This window comes from Paracoccus amoyensis (genome assembly GCF_014490725.1).
Taxonomy (GTDB): domain Bacteria; phylum Pseudomonadota; class Alphaproteobacteria; order Rhodobacterales; family Rhodobacteraceae; genus Paracoccus; species Paracoccus amoyensis.
The window spans coordinates 1-17,826 of the sequence record NZ_JACOQL010000009.1; the positions used below are offsets into that span (position 1 = coordinate 1).

Genomic DNA, 17,826 nt, shown 5'->3' on the forward strand with positions numbered 1-17,826 from the left:
AGCCCTGGTCATTATATTCGGCCACATTGATGCCAATCGTCGTCCAGCTGTCGGTGGCGACATAGTTGTCGTAATTCGTATAGGCCGTGAAGCGTGGCAGGCTCGGTTGATCCACGATGCCCGTCGCCAGATCGAAGCCCAGCGCATCGCGAAAACTGGACCCGTCGGGCGAGACGGCAATGCGGAGCTGATCGGAGCCGAACATGCCGATCAGCGCCCGTGTGGAAAACCCGGTCTGCAGGATCAGCCCGGCATCGTCGGCGCCCGTTTCCCGGTTCAGCACCTGGGTCAGATCGCCACTGCCGCCATCGGCGGCATAGAGCGCGGTCCAGAGGGCGCTGTTCAGCTTGGCCGAAAAGGGCGAACCGGCGCTTGCCGCCATGCCGATGCCGAGCCGGGTGAGATCGTCTAGGGCGGTCGGGATGATCGGTTCCCAGCCCGCGCCATCGCGGACCAGCAATGCCGCCTCATCCTCTACCCATGCCAGCCAGCCATCACGCGGCGGCAGGCGCAGCCAGGCGCCATCGGTCCAGAGGGCGACGTTCAGATCCCACCCGGCCCAGCCGCCTGTCGCACTGGAGGCGACGATATAGCGGTCGCCATCGGCTGGCGTTGTGGGCGGTTCGGTCAGCCGCTGGCTCTTCACCGAAAGCTGCACCAGCCCGTCGAGCAGACGCAGGGCCTCGTTATGGGTGACATGTTTCTGGGCCTGCGCCGCCATCAGATATGGCAGCAGCAGGTTCGTCGTGCTGTTGGACATGCGGATGTCTTTCTTCAGGATCAGAGATAGAGGGTTGTGGTTCGTGCCGTGCCGCGCCCGATACGGGCCGAAAGCTGGCAGATACGGACCGTCAGGCCGTCACCGGGTGTCAGTTCTGCGCCCCAATCGGCGGTCTGTTGCGCGGCGCTGTAGACGACCGACGGAGCATTGCTGGTCAGGGTGCGTTTCAAAGCTGCTCCGTCCATGATCCGGACCTCATAGCTTTCCTGTTCTTCGCCCAAGGGCACCTCCATGCCCTGCCAGCTGTCGGCGGCGAGGCTGCGGGATCGGCGCGTCCAGCGGAGCGTCAGATCGCCAAGGCCGTGCGGGCGCCGCCACTGCTGGTCGATATGGACCGGCGAGAACGGCCGCAGCCCCTCGCCCTCGGGCGTGAAACTGATAGCGGTGAAGGTGTCGCTGCTGACCGCTTGCCGGGCGGGCCCGATCCGCCAGTTGAAGGGAATGCCCAAATCCGCCTCCGGAATTGGCAGCGGGGTCAGTGCTTCGTTCAGCAGGACTGCACGGGCCCCGGCCGGGGTCGGGTTGCCCATGGCCTGCTCGGTGCCGCGCTGGCCGCGCAGCAGCCGGGTCAGGCGATAGCGCCCCGACGCGATCAACTCGGCATGCCCGGCCTGGACGATCTCCCAGCGGCCCGGTGCCGTTTCGATTGCCAGCGCATTGGCGTCACCGAACAGCGCCAGATCGCTGACGCTGTCCAGCTGACCGCTCATCAAATCGAGGATCAGGACATTGCCCATGTCAAAGCGCGAGGTGGGTCCGGGCCAGAGGTCCGAGACCAGACGCCCGAGATTGGCGCGACGCCGGACTGTGGTGACCAGTTCGAACCCGTCTTCGCCGGGGCTGCGATAAACCGCCAGTGCGCCGGGCCATGGTTTTGCCGTGGCTGCGATCAGCGGCTGATGCGCGGGGATGTCGTCCCGCAGCTGCGGCAGATCGAGCAGGATCACCTCCGGCGGCCCGAAGGTCACCGCACGGGGCAGGGTGGCGGGTCGCTCGGCACCGGGCGGCAGGTCATAGGCCTCGCGGTCCTGCCGCACGGCCTCGACGCCGCGGGCCTCGGCATCGGCGATGGCGGTCAGGCGGAACTGCTGCGCGCGACCGTCGTGATCGAGCGCGATGACATCGGCGGGGTCCAGCGCCAGCTTTGTGGGCGGCAGGCGAAACACGGCGCTTTCGCGGCCCGCCCAGGCCTCCTGCAAAGCGCGGCGGCAGCGGCGCTCGGCCTCTTCCGGCGGCACCGCCATCGGAAAACTCTCGGAGGCGATGCGGCTGGTGTCGACGGTGATGCGCGACGCCTCGACCAGCGCCGCGTCGTAATCCTCGTCGGCCCGTGCGACCTGCCATTTGAGCGCCTGCGGCAGTTCGGTCTCCTGCGCCCGAGTCAACTCGATGGCCTCGCCGCCCGTGTTGCCAGCCACCAGATCGTCATGGGCGATGGTGGCGACCGGTGCCCGGCCGCGCATGATGAAGCGGATCACGCCCTCGCTCTCGACCGCGTCGAACCCGAAATGCCGCGCCAGCGTGGTGATCGAGGCGCGCGGGCTTTCCAGCGCGGTGATCGCATAGCCCTCTGCCGCGCCCCAGAGACCCGAGACATCGATGCGGGCTTCGGGCAGTCCGGCGCGTCGGCAGAGATGACGGACGAGAGCGGCAAGCGAGACCGCACCCAGCCGTCCGGCCAGCCAGTGCCCCAGCCGCCAGTTGGCGCCATCGGTCCAGACCTCGCTCAGAGCCGGAATGAACGGGTAGGGCCGGGCGTCCCATGTCCAGGCGGCACATTCACCGACTTCGACCATGCGGCCGGCATATTCCGTCGAGACCGGGTTGTTCGCCGGTTTGCCCCAGAAGAGGTAGGTCGCTTCCAGATAGGCCCGCTGGATGGCATCGTCGCGCCAGCCGCGCGAAAAATACGGCACGAAGCTTTCGGACGATTTGGGGTCATAGAAGACATTGGGCTGGTTGGTGCCGCGGTCGATCGCCGGGCAGCCGAGTTCGGTGAAGCGGATAGGTTTGGACTGCGGCAACCATGCGGTCGGTGTCGCGGATTCCATGCCGCCCGGCCGGTCGAAATGCCGGTTCGACCACCATGAGCGCAGATCTTTGGGGCGGAAGACCCACGGCTTGTCATGGGCCCCATCGCTGATCGGGGTGCGGATCTGCGCTGCCTGGTCGGCCTCCGTGGCACAGAACCAGTCGAACCCCTCACCGCCCGCGATGTTTGTCTGCAGATATGTTACGCATAATGCGCTGGATTACCGGCAATTACCGGCCAAGTTTCATCGTCTTTTTCCGGCCTCCGGAGCAAGCCATGATCAGCTACAACAGGCAGTCTACGGCGTGACCGCGCAGGAATTGCGCGACGCGATTCACCGCTTTACGGCGGCACACAGTCGTTCCACTATGAATACCGAAACTGCAATTCCGGCCCAGCCGGGCGGGACTACCATCGCTGGTTCAACTCAAGACTTCCCAGCCTGTATTCCTGGCGAGGCTCAGGCCTTTAAGACGCGCTGTGATCGCCGAGCTCCCGGCCATTGGAGCCAGGCAGCATCCACCGGCGTTTCGACTGCTGCCCGATATCAGCGGCAGAAACGCGGGGACCGCGAATATTCGCTGCGCATCGACGCCAGTGCATCGGCGCGCGCGCCGCTGGCTGACGGATTGGCCCCCCGGCGACCACCGGCCGCCAGAGCCGGGTACGCTCACGCTTGCTGCATACTCGAGGCGAAGTACTCATCTGGCGGAGCCCTGGCTCTGTATCAGAACCGGACCCGCTATATGCGCAATGTTCGTACCCGGCCCAGGCGATCCACGGCTTTCCGATGGCGGGTGCTGCCCGCCAGACCTTCATCCGGGAAAGACAGGCTCAATATGCGAATGCCGTGCTTGGCGCGACAACACAGTTGACCGCATATATGGGTGTTTGCACCGATCCTGACATTCCATATTGGCGGCTTGTCTATATCTGTTCGAACGAAGCAGCGCGCGATTATTTTGCCACCCTGATTCGCAGGATGGTGGTCGCGCGGGCGATTTCAAGCGCCTGTCATTCGCAGATGCGCAGAACGACCGAACATTGGCGAGTCTGAAAAAATAGGGGCAAAGTGATGGACTACATCGTTACATTCTCGGCGATAGAGCAGGGTCAAGAGGTCAATGTCACTGACCGGTTCATTTCTTGGTCTATGGATCGACCAAATGGACTAAAACGTGTCGGGGCCGACAGCTATTATTACAGGCCCGGCGTCGGCTTTCGACGGATCAGCGACGATGATGGCGTTTCGGTTCAGACCGCAGGGTTCGATAGCGGTCAGCTTTATCGTGTTCTTACGGATTTCTTCGACTTTTTGGCGGCCAGCAAAGGTGGTGCGGCCATCGCAGGCACCTCGCCCGATGCGCCGGGCGGTGTTGTGCTGGTGACGAATGATCAAGCAGTCCCGTCCGACCCGCTGGGGGCGGAAAACCGAGGGCTGGTGCGTAGTTATCAGGCGATGGCAATCTTGGGTGGCGCGCATCTGTTCGGGGCGATCCATGACGGCATGTTCGGCCTGGATGGAACGGTTCCCGCATCTTCGGAGGTGGTTGAGGACGAGGGCGAGCAGCGCCAGCTTGGCCGCGGCCCTTGGATATTTGCTGATCTGCCTCCGCCGTCCGATATGACGGAAATCGACGAGATAGCGTTTTTTATCGGCGACACAGCGCTTTCGGCGGGAAAAGTCATGGAGAAGATTCTTAAAATTCCGGAAATCACGGTCTATGCAGACGACTACTTCACCTACGCCGATCCTAGAAATTTCGGCCGCGCCGCTGCGCAACCATTCCCTACCGCGCAGGGCAGCTTTGTCGAAATTCGTCTGGAATTACCGCCTTCGCTATCGCGCGAACAGGTTAGTGCCCGTTTCGCTGCTGTGGGTCAGGCAGCAGGGCTGCCGGATATCTATCTGGTTCAATCCTATGAAGATGCGGAGGGCCTCGTGCAGGTGCTGCCTTTGCATGAGGATGGTTCGGTCGGGGCTATGCGCGTGCTGAGGATGGCGTTCTGACAGTGTCCGCGATGGGCGGCGTGTGGTCGCCAGTGGTTGTAGAAGGTTATCCAGCGGCCAATGGCGGCCTTGGCCTGCGATCCTGTTTCCCACGCGTGCAGGCAGGTTCACCTCCGTTTCACCCGATGGCTCGTGGTAGGACGAGGAGCGCGAGATCGACAGAAGACGGCACTGCGCCCCGATCGACGGCACAGGATGGTCCCGCTCGATCATCCTGCACCTCACTTGCCGGTCCACGGCTTGAGCTTTCGTGACAAAAAATCGTTGGCGACGGCCAGTTCTCCAATCTTGGCATGCAACGACCGGACCGTCTCCTCGTCCGCCTCCGCAGGCTTTCTACCATCGCGTTCAAAGATGTCTGCCGCCCCGTCGAGCAGCGCTTTCTTCCACTGGTGGATCATCGTCGGATGCACGCTGTATTCGGCCGCCAGGTCCGACACCATGCGCTCGCCCTTCAAAGCCTCCAGCGCCACGCGCGCCTTGAAGCCCGCGTCATGGTTCCTGCGTTTCCGCATCTCTGATCTCCTCGTCCTTGGAGACCAGCAAACGTCAGATCGTAGCTTCCGTCACTGTCCGATTTCCGGGGAGTAGCTCAGGGAGGTGGTTCTGCCGGAACTGGTTTTCGGGTAGAGAACGGTATGGAAAGATCAGGGGAGCCGGAGCCAGTCTCGCTTCGTCATCCGAGAACCGAACCGGCTCACGCCATCTTCCCATCAGGTCGCCATCTGGGGCGTTGCGATTGACGCGGTTGGCACCCTTCGCGGCATAACCCGATCATGGTGGGGCGCAGACACCATGCGCAAGGGCGAAAACCGATGCGCAGTCCTGACAACCAGCGCGCTGGGCGCCCCCCAGCGGGCGGATATCACTGACAGCTTTCTTTTCTATGTCGTCGGTTATGTCTATTTGGCATGAGGCATGATCTGAGGATTGCGGCGGTTGTTTCGGCTATCATCCGCGTCATCAAGCAGACGAACGAGTAAGTTCGGATGTTTTGAAATAGTGTTCAATGCGCGTCCCTGAAACCAACGACAATTGCGAAACCTCTGTAGCATTAAGCGCTGAGGTTTTTGCGTTTGTACGCCCCGGCTTGCGCGACCCGCCCGATTGCGCCAGCAGGTTGTCCAGCACGTCGGCCTCCGACAGGAAATCCAGATCCTTCTTTCCCGCCGCGAGGCGCAGGATGGCGCCGAGATCGCCGCGCAGCACAATGGCCAGTTCGCCGTCCGCCGGCAACAGCGTCACCTGATCGACCAACGAGCGTAGAATCTCTGCCGCCTGCGTGCGGCTGTCCTCGTGCCGCAGGTTCTCGGAAAGCGCGGCGATGCGTTGGGCATAGAGCGCCGCCATGTTCGGGTGCAGCAGGGGCGGGGGCTCGATCGCATTGGCCAGTTTCTCTGTCAGCTCGGTCTTGCGGGCTTCCAGCCGCTTCATGTCGTCGACGATGGCCTGGATCGGACCGCCGGCCTTCAGGGCGGAAAGGAGCTTCGACAGTTCCCGGTCGATACGGGGAAGCTCATCGCGGATGGCGGTCAGATCGGCGCCGCGCTCCATGCGCAGCCGGTTCACCTCCTTGGTGAACTCGGTGCAGAACTCCTTGAACAGGTCCGGCTCCATCAGGTGCTTTCTGAGCCCGTTCAGGACCGGGGCCTCGAGCGCGTCGCGGCGGATGTTGACGCGGTTGTCGCAAGTTCCCTTGTTCCGTGCCGTCGAGCAGCCTAGCAGATCCTGGGAGATCATCGAATAGCCGCCCCCGCAGCAGCCGCATTTGATTAGGCCGGCGAAAAGGTGCTTCGGGCGCCGGCGGTCGTTCAGCGGATTGCCCTCGTGCCGGCTGCGGGTCGAGAAGGCCAGTTCACCTTGCCGGGCCTCGACTGCGTTCCAGAGGCCTTGGTCGACGATGCGCAAGGCCGGCACGTCTTGCATCACCTATTCGCTTTCCGGGTTCAGCCGCGACACCCGCCGTCCGGTATCGGGGTCCTTGACATAGCGCAGCCGGTTCCAGACGAGGCGGCCGACATAAAGCTCGTCGTTCAGGATCCCGGTGCCGCGCTCGCGGTTGCCATGGATGGTCGACGGCCCCCATTCCCGCCCCATGGGTCCGGGCACGCCCTCGCGGTTCCGCGCCATGGCGATGGTGCGCGACGAGAGGCCGCCGTCGTAATCGGCGAAGATGCGGCGGATGACGGCGGCCTGCGCCTCGTTGATGGTGTGGTCGCCGCGGATCGGCTCGCCATGGGCGTCGAACTTCTTGACCACGTCGTAGCCGTAGGAATTGCCGCCGCCGGACTTACCGTCCTCGACCCGACCACGCAGACCTCGGCGGGTTTTGTCGGCCAGATCCTTGATGAACAGCGCGTTCATCGTGCCCTTCAGCCCGACATGTAACTCGCTGATCTCGCCCTCGGAGAGCGTGAATATCTTTACATCGGCATAGCGAATGCGCTTGTAAATGCCGGCGATGTCCTCGTGGTCGCGGCTGACGCGGTCCAGCACCTCGGCCAGCACCATGTCGAAGCGGCCGCGCGCGGAATTCAGGATCATCGCCTGGAGGCCGGGCCGCTGGATCATGCTGGAGCCGGAGACGGGATGGTCGGAATATTCCTCGGCGACCTGCCAGCCCTCCTTCTCGGCCCGCAGCCGGAACATGCGGAACTGGTCGGCAATGGACGCCTCGCGCTGCAGGTCGGACGAATAGCGATCGTCGATCGCGACCTTCATCTGCGAGCCTCTTGGTCAGTCAGGGTGGTGTTTGCCGTTCTCGCGCTCCTCGGCCTCAACGAAATCGCGCGCCGTGCACCGGGCCAATAGGTGGACCAGTGCGACAAGGTGCGGATCGGGGGCGGATAGGGGGCGGATAGGGGCGTGACGGAATCCCGGGCCGGTTCTGCGACCACCCGGAGTTTCTCCGCCACCGTTTGCCTTTGCCGTGCCATGGCACCGTTCCGCGTCCTGCGCGTCAGGATCCGCGCAGGCACCAGCGTGGCGCAGCGAGGGCGGAATCACAGGCGGGTTCGGGCGCATCACATCAGGCCTCGGCGCAGCACAGCGTAAGCCGGCGCTACCGCGCCTGCTGCTGGGGGCGCTGCGCGGTGACACCTTCGTAGGGTGGGTTAAAATACTGGAAAGCGGCGAGGTATCTGGGGACGAAGGGGGAGGTCGGCGGGGTTCCGCAACTCATGGATGGAGCGTCGAGAGACAGCTTGAATCATCATAGAGAGTGGGAGCACTCATTCATGCGGCGAACCTGTTCGGCGCGGGTGGCCATGACGCTGAGTCCGGTAATCGAGTCCGTCATGGCCCGCTGGTCACGGATTTCATGCAGCATGCCATATCCCATGCCCTGCACGTTCGAGGTGATGGCCGGGGTCAGCAGCAGCAACGGCACGCTGTCGGAATAGGCCTGACCAATCGCGGTGCTGGCATTGGTGACGCCGGGGCCGGAAATCACCATGGCGACTCCGGGCTTGCGGGTCGCACGGGCGAAGCCGTCGGCCATGAAGCTCGCGCCCTGTTCGTGCCGGACCCCGATATGGCGGACCTCGGCATCGTTCAGCGTTCGTTAGAATTCAAGGGAATGGACCCCTGGCATCCCGAAGACCACATCGACGCCATAGGCCTTGAGCAGAAACGGAATCTGTTCGCCACAGGTTTGCTTAGACATTTTTTACCTCATTTGCAAAACGGACAATTCTGCGTCCCGCCTCTTTCAGTCTTTCCGGATCCGTCAGGAACCCCACCCGGATGCAATCGCTCATTCCGGCGCCAAATCCGAAACCGGGCACGACGGCGACCTGTTCAAGGTCCAGCAGCTTTTCGGCAAAGGCTTTCCCGTCCAGACCGGTCCGGCTGACATCGATCAGCAGGAACATCCCGCCTTCGGGTTCGGAAAAGCTCAGCACATTGCTTTTGCGCAGTTCCTGCATCAGCGCATCGCGGCGAAGTTGAAAGATCCGCCGGATTTCGTGCGTGGTCACGTCGTCGCGCACGGCGCTCAGCGCCGCTTCCTGAACGAATTGGTTGATGCCGAAATGCTGGGTCTGCGCCAGATTGATCAATTGCTCGACGATTGCATCCGGCGCTATCGCCCATCCCAAGCGCCAGCCAGTCATGGCGTGGGATTTGGACAGGCTGTTCAGCACGATGACGTTTTGTCGGGTATCCTGACGTTTATAGGGCGAGCTGTGATCGCGATCATAGCAAAGCGACCAGTATACCTCGTCCGAGACCAGCCAGATCCCGCGTTCGGCACAAATCCCGGCCAGCGTATCAAGGTCATTCTGCTCGAACACCGTGCCCGAAGGGTTGCCGGGCGAGTTGACCAGAATGGCGCGCGTCCGAGGGGTGATCGCCGCCGTGATTTGTGGAATGTCCAGCTGATAGCCATCCTGTTCGGCCAGTTTCACCGTGACCATCGTGGCGCCACCGGCTGTCACGCTGGCCGGATAGGTGGCATAGGCGGGTTCCAGCACGATCACCTCGTCACCTGCCGAAGCGATCAGCAGGAAGACCGCGAACAGTGCCCCCTGCGCACCCGAGGTCACGACCACATTCGCGGCATTGACCTGCCCGCCATAGATTTTTGCAGCACTTTCGGCGATGGCGGCGCGCAAGGCAGGTTCGCCAGCCAGCGGCGAATAATGCGTCTTACCCGATTCCAGCGCATCGACCAGCGCCTGACGAATCGGCTTGGGCGTGTCGAGATCGGGATCGCCAACGCCGAGATGGATAATGTCGTGACCCTGCCGGATCCTTTCGAAGGCAACGTTGCCAACCTCCCAAGCCTGCGCGGCGGGCCCGGAAATCCGGGAAATGAGCGGTGAAAGATTTGGCATGGGCTTCATTCCTGTTTCAATTCCGCCGCATGACCCTGATGTGAGACTTCGGCCATGCGGATGACACTGTGCAGCAGCACGTCATTGCCCGCAGCAGCCCATTCAAGGGTGATGCGCTCGTCTTCATTATGCGACAGACCATCCACACAAGGGTACATGATCATCGTAGTGGGGGGCACGCGATTGACCCAACAGGCGTCATGACCGACCCCCGAGATGATGTCCTGATGGCTAAGCCCGAGCTCCTCGGTGACACTGCGCACAAGGTTCACACAGTCAGGGTCGAAGGTAACCGGCGCGAAGTAGCCGACCGTTTCCATCTCGATCGTCAGACCAAGGGTTGCCGCGATAGCGCCTGCCTCGTCTTCGATCCGCGCGGTCATCGCGTCCAGCGTCGCCTGATCGGGCAAGCGGATATCAATCGTAAAAATGCATTGCCCCGGTATGACATTGCGACTGTTCGGGAAGATCTCGACATGGCCGACAGCACCGACCGCGTCCGGCTGATGGTCCATGGCCACCTGATGCACGGTAGAGGTGATCTGGGCCATGCCCAACCCGGCATTGGCCCGCATGTTCATCGGGGTAGAGCCGGTATGAGCCTCTTTGCCGGTTAAGGCGACCTCGATCCAGCGTAACCCCTGACCATGGGTTACGACGCCGATGTCACGGTTGCCCGCTTCAAGGATCGGCCCCTGTTCAATGTAATATTCGAACATCGCGTGAAACCTGCGCTGGCCCACAGACTCGGTGCCCATATATCCGATGCGCTCCAGTTCTGCCCCGAAGGTTATGCCACGGGAGTCCTTGATCTGATACGCCCATTCCTGCGTGTGAACCCCCGCGAAAACGCCGGATGAGACCATGGCCGGCGGAAACCGCGTGCCCTCTTCATTGGTCCAGTTGACCAGCGTGATCGACCGCCGTGTCCTGATGCCGCGTTCCCGCAGGGCGCGCACGACCTCAAGCCCCGCAAGCACGCCCAGCAGCCCGTCATAACGTCCGCCGGTCGGTTGCGTGTCCAGATGGCTGCCGATGGCGACCGCATCAAGTTCTGGCTCGGATCCCGTCAGGGTTGCGAACATATTTCCCATCGTGTCGACGCTGACCGACATGCCCTCGGCCTCGCACCAGGACAGGAACAGATCCCGCCCCTGTTTGTCTTCGTCTGTCAGGGCTTGACGGTTGCAGCCGCCCCTTACGCCAGGGCCGACCCGCGCCATATCCTCAAGATCCTCAAGCGATTGCCAGAGCCGGGTACCGTTTATCCTCAGATTAGCTGATGTTTTCATCATTTCCAGGTATGTTCCGTTATTTTACGAAAGCGACACGGGGATGGCGGTCGCGCCGAATGCTACATGCGGGCTTTCAGGTGGCGATAAAGCCGCCTTTCCAGATGTGCGAATACGCGTGTGATCAGAAAGACCAGGATCAGGTACAGGACTGCGGCAGCCAGAAAGCCTTCATAGGCCAGATAGTAGGTGTTATTGAACTGCCGCGCGGCACCAACGATGTCGATGATCGTCACTGTGCTTGCGACGACGCTTGCATGGGTGGCGAAAATAACCTCATTTCCATAGGCTGGAAGCACGCGTCTGAACGCGCTTGGCAGAATGACGCGGCGATAAGCCGAAAGTTTCGACATGCCGACCGAAATGCAGGCTTCGATTTCACCACGCGGAACCGCCAGAATACCGCCTCGCAATATTTCGGCGGTATAGGCCGAAGTGCCGACGGTAAAGGTCAGCAAGGCACACCACCAGGGTTCACGCAGATAATCCCAGGCAAAGGATTTCTGGACGGCCTCAAACTGGGACAGGCCGTAATAGACGAAATACAGCTGCACCAGCAGCGGTGTGCCCCGAATGACATAGACATAAAGCGCGACCAGCGAACTTAGGACCGGAACACGCTGCACTCGGATCACCGCCATCGGAATGGCAATCAAGCGGCCGATGACAAGGGATATACCGACGAGCATGACCGTGTTCGTAACGCCGGTCAGAAACAATTTCCACTGAGAGAAGATAAGGACAGACCGGCCAAGGAAACTGCCGGTGTCGTCGCTTTGAAAAAATGAGGTGATCGTTTCACGCATGGAATCTGCCCTGCGGGAAGGTTACGCCCCGGTTGTATCGCCGCTCAACCAAACGAAGTACGATATCCGAGATTGCCATCAGTGCCAGATAGATGATCAGCACAGTCAAAAGAAAAACGAATGGCTTCTGACTTGTGCGCCCTGCGGAAAGTGCAGTGTAGACAATATCCTCCAAGCCGATGATCGATACGAGCGCCGTGGTTTTCATCAACGTCAGCCAGTTGTTGGTAAAGCTGGGCAACGCATAGCGAATCAACTGCGGCCAGATTACCCGCGTAGCTCACCTCTACGCGCGGTGACTGATACTTAAATATGTGGTTTCGAACATCATCTCGCTGGATCGGACGGCGCAGAGCATGCTGCATGAACAGGTGGCCCCGCAGCATTGATCGTCTGCGTGCGCTGCCGGATCAGCAGTTCACGGATACGGAACACAATCGCCGCCCCTTGCGTCTCTTCGCTCTTCACCGGCACGAAGCGCATCGTCGGCCTCTAAGACGCTTCGCATAGCGCTTCAGCATCGACCGCATCGTTCTTCTGCCGCTTCACGAACGGCTTGACGTAAGTAGGCGGGATCAGCCGCACGTCGTGCCCGAGCTTGCCAATCTCGCGGCCCCAAAAGTGAGCGCCTCCGCAGGTCTTCATGTCAACAACGCAAGGCGGCAACTGGCTGAAGAACGACAGCACCTGCTCCCCCCTCGGCTTCTTGCGAAAAAGCACCTGGCTCGAGACATCAGCCCCATGCACCTGGAACACATTCTTCGCCAGATCGAGCCCGACAGTGATAATCTCCGATATGACCGCTCTCCTATGTGGATTCCTCGCAGATCCACCTTGGCACACAGATGCCGTCGGGGGGTGGTCACATCATCAGAGCCGGTCTTTGATCAAGAATCTACCTGTAATTTGATAGTAAATGTGCCAATGTCGAGGCGGCGTGTTTTACCGCGGCAACCATTTCATCCTGTGTGAACCGGGACTCGATCCGGGCGGACATTCCCACGATTCCAACGGACAGGAAAACATTTCCATGTTCGAAGACCACCGGTGCCGAAAGCGCGTATACGCCGGGGTCGAATTCGCTATTATTGACCGAAAACCCCTTGTCGCGCACCTCGTCGAGATGCCGGAGAACGACATTCCTGTCCTTGATCGTCTCTCTCTGAAACTGTGGAAGATCCTGGTCGAGGGCCGCATTGACATAGTCCTCGCTTTGAAAAGCCAGTATCGCCTTGCCGCTGGCTGTCGCGTGAAAGGGGAACTCATATCCTGGATGGATGAGGGAATGGCCGGCCTCTGAAGGAAGGGAAAATGCTTCGAGCTTTATTTTGTCTCCGATCAGGCGGCAAATAAAGGCAACTTCCTGAAACTTGTTGGCCAGATCGCCAAGCAGGGGCGCGGCCAGCTTTTCGATTGAATTTTCACCGAAACTCAGATTCAACAGGCGGCGCATACGGGCACCGATCTGATAGACCTTCTGATTGGGCACGGTTTCCAGGTATCCGACGTCAATCAGGGTGTTCGCGATGCGATGCGCCGATGAGACCGGAATTTGCGCTGCGCTGGCGATGTCCTGCAATGACAGGCCGGAAGACGAAAATGCGACCGCGTCGAGAACGGTGGCGATCCTTCTGACGGGATTGGAGCCCTTTTCCGGACTGGTTTCTTTCGTCTTGGTCATGCTTGTTTTCCTGGGTCAGTCTGCGCGGGTGCTTGCCGGCACTGTTCCATGTTTTCCATTGGGCAGAAAGATCTTGCCCGGGTTCATGATGCCGTGTGGATCAAGGGCCTGTTTGATCCTGCCCATCACGTCAAGCCCTGTCCCGTGTTCGGCCCGCAGGAACTGCCGTTTGCCCAGCCCGATGCCGTGTTCGCCGCTGATCGTTCCGCCGTAATCCAGTGCGCGCTGCACCAATCTGGCATGAAGGCGCTCGGCCTCGGCGATCTCGGAGGGGGAGTCCGGGTCGATCAGGATCGCCAGATGAAAGTTTCCGTCACCGACATGGCCCACGATGGGTGCGCACAGACCCGTCGCCCGCAGGTCCTGCTGCGTTTCGGTAATGCAGGCGGCCAGATGCGACAGCGGTACGCAGACATCCGTCACCATCGCCCTTGTGCCGGGCCGTAACAGCGGCTCGGCATGGGCGGCGTTGTGGCGGGTTTTCCAGATCCGGGACCGCTGCTCGGCAGTCTCGGCCAGATGGACCGATCTGGCGCGGTATTCCTTGAGACTGTCAAGAATCGCCTCGCGGGCCTCATCCAGCGGTGACGTAGTGGAATGAAGCTCCAGAAAGATCGTGGGCCGGAGTTCGTAATCCAGCTTTTCATATCTGTTAGCGGCCTCGATCGCCAGTTCGTCCATGAATTCGGCCCGGGCAACCGGGTAGCCCAGTTGCATGAGCAGAACGACAAAACCGATGGCCGCGCCGCTGTCGTCGAACACGGCCCGCAGTGCCAGGATATGTTCGGGCAGGGGATGCAGGCGCAGGGTCAGCGCCGTGATGATGCCCAATGTGCCCTCCGAGCCGACGAACAGCTTTGTCAGGTCATAGCCCGACGATGATTTACGGGCGCGTCCGCCGGTCTGCACGATGGTGCCATCGGCAAGTATGACCTCCAGCCCGATGACATTGTCGCGCATCGAGCCATATCTGAGCGTCATCGTGCCCGAGGCGCGGGTTGCAGCCATTCCGCCCAATGTCGCATCGGCACCGGGATCGACGGGAAAACCAAGACCGGTATCGCGCAGATGCGTGTTGAGGATGGAACGCGTGCAGCCCGCCTGAACGGTGCAGTCCATATCGGACGGATTGACGGAAAGGATGCTGTTCATGGCTGACAGATCAATGGTCAACCCGCCGTGAACGGCATTAATGCTACCCTCCATCGCGCTTCCCGTGCCGTAGGGGATGACGGGGACATTGAAGCGGGCGCAGATGCGGACGGCCTCGGCCACGTCGGCGGTCGAGGCGGCAAACAGCACGCCATCGGGCGCGGCGGGTGGATGCCAGCCCTCATCCTGGGCGTGATGGGCCCGCACGCCCGAAGCGGTCGTGAACCTTGCGCCGAACCTTGCTTCAAGCACCTGCGCTGCGGCGTCGAAGTCGAACGGGCAGGGGGTGGAGGCGTCGCTCATTTCAGGAACTCTGAGTCCTGCTTGACGATGATGACCGTGGGGCGATCCGCGCGCAACGCCGCCTGCACGGCCTGTCCGATTCCCGCAAGGGATTGTGGAGCAGCGGTCAGGCAGCCAAAGGATTCGGCAAGTGCTTTGAAATCCGGATTATGCGGGCGGACGCTGATTTCGGGAATGCTGCGGGCGCGCATGAAATCGGCGATCTCGCCCAATCCGCCATTATCCCACAGGATGATCGGCAGGGGCAGTTGCTGCTCGACCGCCGTTGCAAGCTCCTGCAGGGTGAACAGCAGCCCGCCATCGCCGACCACCGCCACGCAGGCCCGATCCGGTGCGCCGATGGCACCGCCGATGGCGGCCGGCAAGGCATAACCAAGCGTTCCGTAACCCATCGGGAAATGCCATGTGCCGGGCATGTCGGTGGGGAAATAGACGCAGCCGGTATAGGCGATCTGGGTCATGTCACCGTAGACCAGCGCTTCTGCGGGCAACGCATCCCGGATGGCGGTAAGGACCGCGATATGCTGTCGTTCCAGCGTGGAAATGTCGTTGCGGACCTGATCGCGGATGGTGTCCATGTCAGCCAGCCACGAGGTCGCGGCCAAGGGGCCGCCATGACCGGCCAGTTCGTCGGCCAGCGCCTGCAGGGCAAGCGCGGCGTCGGCGACGATGGCGGCATCGGGCGCGTAATCCCTGACCGTGGTGGCGGGGTCGATGTCGATCCTGATGAAACGCCCCGCGATCGACAGGCGGGTCGGATCCGCGATGGCCGGGGCGTCACCTCCGGCCTCGCTGTCGGCGGTGACGTAAAGGTCGGGTTCAGCGATCTCGGTTCCGATGGCCAGCACCAGGTCGGCCTCGTTTTCCAGCAACCGCCGGATCCGTGCCCGCTGCAATGTCGAGCCGAGCGAAAGCGGATGCGATTCAGGCACTACGCCCTTGCCCGCCACGGTTGTGACAACCGGCGCCTGAAGCAATTCGGCAAACCGGGTCAGTTCGGATCCCGCATCGCGGCAGCCGCCCCCCGCCAGAATGACCGGGCGCTTTGCCATTCGGATCACCTCGACCGCCGCGCGGATATCGGCGGGATTGGGTCCGGGGCGTTGCGGCAGGAATGTACGGCCGGGGGTCAGCTCGAACTCTTCATCCAGCACGTCCAGCGGGATCGACAGATGCACCGGGCGGGGCCGCTGGGTGCGGAAGGATGTCATGGCGCGGGCCAGATGTTCACCGATCTGCGGCCCGGTCAGCGCGGTGGCGCTGAAACCGGTGATCGGCGCGGTGACGGCCTGCTGGTCGGTGATTTCGTGCAGCATTCCGCGTCCCAGCCCCATCACGTCACGGGCGATGGTGCTGGTGACGGCCAGAACCGGGATCGAATCGGAATAGGCCTGACCAATCGGCGTCGCCGCATTGGTCACGCCGGGACCGCTGATGATCAGGCAGACGCCCGGCTTGCCGGTCGCGCGCGCATAGCCATCGGCCATGAAACCCGCCCCTTGTTCGTGTCGCGCGCCGATATGGCGGATGCTGCTGTTTTCCAGGGGTTCGAAGAAGGCCAGAGTATGGACCCCCGGCATCCCGAAAACCGTGTCCACTCCATAGCTTGCAAGCTGTTCGACCAGCGCCTTGCCACCTGTTCCCTGCATTTCTCCATCCCATGATTCAGAAAAATATCCCGTAATACTGAATAACGCCTTGACAGGGCGGGTTGCAACCCTCTAATCCTAATAACGGTAAAAAATTCCGAAAAATGGAAAATATCACAACTGGGAGGTTGGCCATGAAAAGATATCTGACATCGACAGCCATCGTTCTGGCGGCGCTTTCCGCCCCCGTTCTGGCGCAAGATTCCATCACCGTGGTGGGATGGGGCGGTGCCTATACCGAATCGCAACGGCAAGCGTTCTATCTGCCCTTCACCGAGGCGACAGGGATTGCTGTTAATTCAGTGGATTACAACGGCGGCCTGGGCCAGATCAAAGCTCAGGTCGATTCCGGCAATGTCACTTGGGATGTGGTCGTCGGAGAGAAGGCGCTGGCCGAGATCGGCTGTTTTGACAATATCCTTGAGCAACTGGACGCCTCCACGCTGCCCGATGCGCCGGACGGCACCCCGGCGGCCGATGATTTCATCGACGGCACCATCAGCGATTGCGGTATCGGATCGGTCATCTGGTCAACATCAATCGCCTATGATCAAAGAGCGTTCCCTGACGGGGGGCCGCAAACCATCAATGATTTCTTTGACCTGGAAAAATTTCCCGGCAAACGCGGGTTGCGTAAATCCGCCGATGTGAACCTTGAATGGGCGCTGCTTGCGGACGGTGTGCCGGTCGATCAGGTCTATGAGCTGCTTGAGACCGAAGAGGGGATCAACCGCGCCTTCGCCAAGCTGGACACGATCAAGGATAGCGTGGTCTGGTGGGAGGCCGGCTCGCAGCCGCCGCAGCTTTTGGCCGATCGCGAAGTGGTCATGACATCAGCCTATAGCAGCCGCATCTTCAACGCGATCAACGACGAGAACCAGCCTTTCACCATCGTCTGGGATGGCCAGGTCTGGGATCGCGATGTCTGGATGATCCCGAAAGGCACCTCGAAGCTGGAAGCGGCGAGGCAGTTCGTCAACTTTACCAGCGAGACTGAGCAGCAAGCCGCAATCACCAATGTCAGCTCTTACGGACCGGTGCGCCAATCTGCCATCGCGCTGATCGGCAAGCATGAGAAAACGGGCGTGGATATGAAGGATTTCGTGCCCACCGCGCATCTGGAAAACGCCATTGAATCGGACAGCGAATTTTGGGCGACCTACCGCGAAGAGCTTTTCGCGCGGTTCAATGCCTGGCTGGCCCTATAGATCAACCATGTGATCTGCAAGCTGAAACCTGCTGCTGTCGGTGTTGATCGACAGCAGCAACGACAGGATTTCTGGG

The 17,826-nt window shown here is 61.3% G+C and carries 13 protein-coding genes and 3 pseudogenes; 3 read left to right on the forward strand and 13 right to left on the reverse strand.

The features are described from left to right. Together H4P12_RS17990 and H4P12_RS17995 are read right to left on the reverse strand one after the other, a co-directional pair. Positions 1 to 760: DUF2793 domain-containing protein (locus tag H4P12_RS17990; protein WP_187795016.1), on the reverse strand; the 760-nt coding region annotated here is incomplete at its 3' end. Between the two features lie 20 nt (positions 761 to 780). After that, positions 781 to 3,012: pseudogene (locus tag H4P12_RS17995) on the reverse strand (baseplate multidomain protein megatron); the annotation flags it as partial. 591 nt (positions 3,013 to 3,603) lie between these two features. Between H4P12_RS17995 and H4P12_RS18000 the strand changes: the two are divergent. Beyond that, complete coding sequence (locus H4P12_RS18000; RefSeq protein ID WP_187795017.1) at positions 3,604 to 3,870, forward strand: hypothetical protein; 267 nt, start codon at positions 3,604 to 3,606, stop codon at positions 3,868 to 3,870. Positions 3,871 to 3,888: 18 nt separating this feature from the next. Beyond that, positions 3,889 to 4,824, forward strand: coding sequence for a hypothetical protein (locus H4P12_RS18005; protein WP_187795018.1), 936 nt, complete (start codon positions 3,889 to 3,891; stop codon positions 4,822 to 4,824). Positions 4,825 to 5,045: 221 nt separating this feature from the next. Here the strand turns inward: H4P12_RS18005 and H4P12_RS18010 are convergent, their stop codons facing one another. The 11 genes and pseudogenes from H4P12_RS18010 to H4P12_RS18060 form a co-directional block, all read right to left on the reverse strand. Beyond that, positions 5,046 to 5,339: a transposase gene (locus H4P12_RS18010; RefSeq protein WP_187795019.1), complete on the reverse strand. Its 294-nt coding sequence runs from the start codon at positions 5,337 to 5,339 to the stop codon at positions 5,046 to 5,048. Between the two features lie 448 nt (positions 5,340 to 5,787). Beyond that, a pseudogene (locus H4P12_RS19310) lies at positions 5,788 to 7,545 on the reverse strand (recombinase family protein). Positions 7,546 to 8,035: 490 nt separating this feature from the next. Next, positions 8,036 to 8,380 (reverse strand): thiamine pyrophosphate-binding protein, encoded by a 345-nt coding sequence (locus tag H4P12_RS18020; protein ID WP_187795039.1) that lies wholly within the window; start codon positions 8,378 to 8,380, stop codon positions 8,036 to 8,038. 100 nt (positions 8,381 to 8,480) lie between these two features. Further along, complete coding sequence (locus tag H4P12_RS18025) at positions 8,481 to 9,659, reverse strand: pyridoxal phosphate-dependent aminotransferase (protein ID WP_187795020.1); 1,179 nt, start codon at positions 9,657 to 9,659, stop codon at positions 8,481 to 8,483. Positions 9,660 to 9,664: 5 nt separating this feature from the next. Beyond that, a complete protein-coding gene (locus tag H4P12_RS18030; RefSeq protein WP_223115890.1) occupies positions 9,665 to 10,954 on the reverse strand; it encodes a Zn-dependent hydrolase in 1,290 nt (429 codons plus the stop codon). Positions 10,955 to 11,013: 59 nt separating this feature from the next. Then, positions 11,014 to 11,757 (reverse strand): ABC transporter permease, encoded by a 744-nt coding sequence (locus H4P12_RS18035; protein ID WP_187795022.1) that lies wholly within the window; start codon positions 11,755 to 11,757, stop codon positions 11,014 to 11,016. Then, positions 11,750 to 12,025, reverse strand: a complete 276-nt coding sequence (locus H4P12_RS18040) for an ABC transporter permease subunit (RefSeq protein WP_343069859.1) — start codon at positions 12,023 to 12,025, stop codon at positions 11,750 to 11,752. Before H4P12_RS18040 ends, H4P12_RS18035 begins: the two co-directional genes overlap by 8 nt. Before the next feature lie 113 nt (positions 12,026 to 12,138). Next, a pseudogene (locus tag H4P12_RS18045) lies at positions 12,139 to 12,555 on the reverse strand (IS110 family transposase); the annotation flags it as partial. A 97-nt stretch (positions 12,556 to 12,652) separates the two neighbouring features. Continuing rightward, positions 12,653 to 13,438 (reverse strand): IclR family transcriptional regulator, encoded by a 786-nt coding sequence (locus H4P12_RS18050; protein WP_187795024.1) that lies wholly within the window; start codon positions 13,436 to 13,438, stop codon positions 12,653 to 12,655. A 15-nt stretch (positions 13,439 to 13,453) separates the two neighbouring features. Beyond that, positions 13,454 to 14,893 carry an FAD-binding oxidoreductase gene (locus H4P12_RS18055; RefSeq protein WP_187795025.1) on the reverse strand — a complete coding sequence of 480 codons (1,440 nt, stop codon included), beginning with the start codon at positions 14,891 to 14,893 and terminating at the stop codon, positions 13,454 to 13,456. Further along, complete coding sequence (locus H4P12_RS18060) at positions 14,890 to 16,542, reverse strand: 5-guanidino-2-oxopentanoate decarboxylase (RefSeq protein ID WP_187795026.1); 1,653 nt, start codon at positions 16,540 to 16,542, stop codon at positions 14,890 to 14,892. The genes H4P12_RS18055 and H4P12_RS18060 overlap by 4 nt, the downstream gene beginning before the upstream one ends. Positions 16,543 to 16,676: 134 nt before the next feature. Here H4P12_RS18060 and H4P12_RS18065 point away from each other — a divergent pair, with 134 nt between their 5' ends. Continuing rightward, positions 16,677 to 17,750: an ABC transporter substrate-binding protein gene (locus tag H4P12_RS18065; protein ID WP_187795027.1), complete on the forward strand. Its 1,074-nt coding sequence runs from the start codon at positions 16,677 to 16,679 to the stop codon at positions 17,748 to 17,750. Positions 17,751 to 17,826 lie beyond the last annotated feature (76 nt).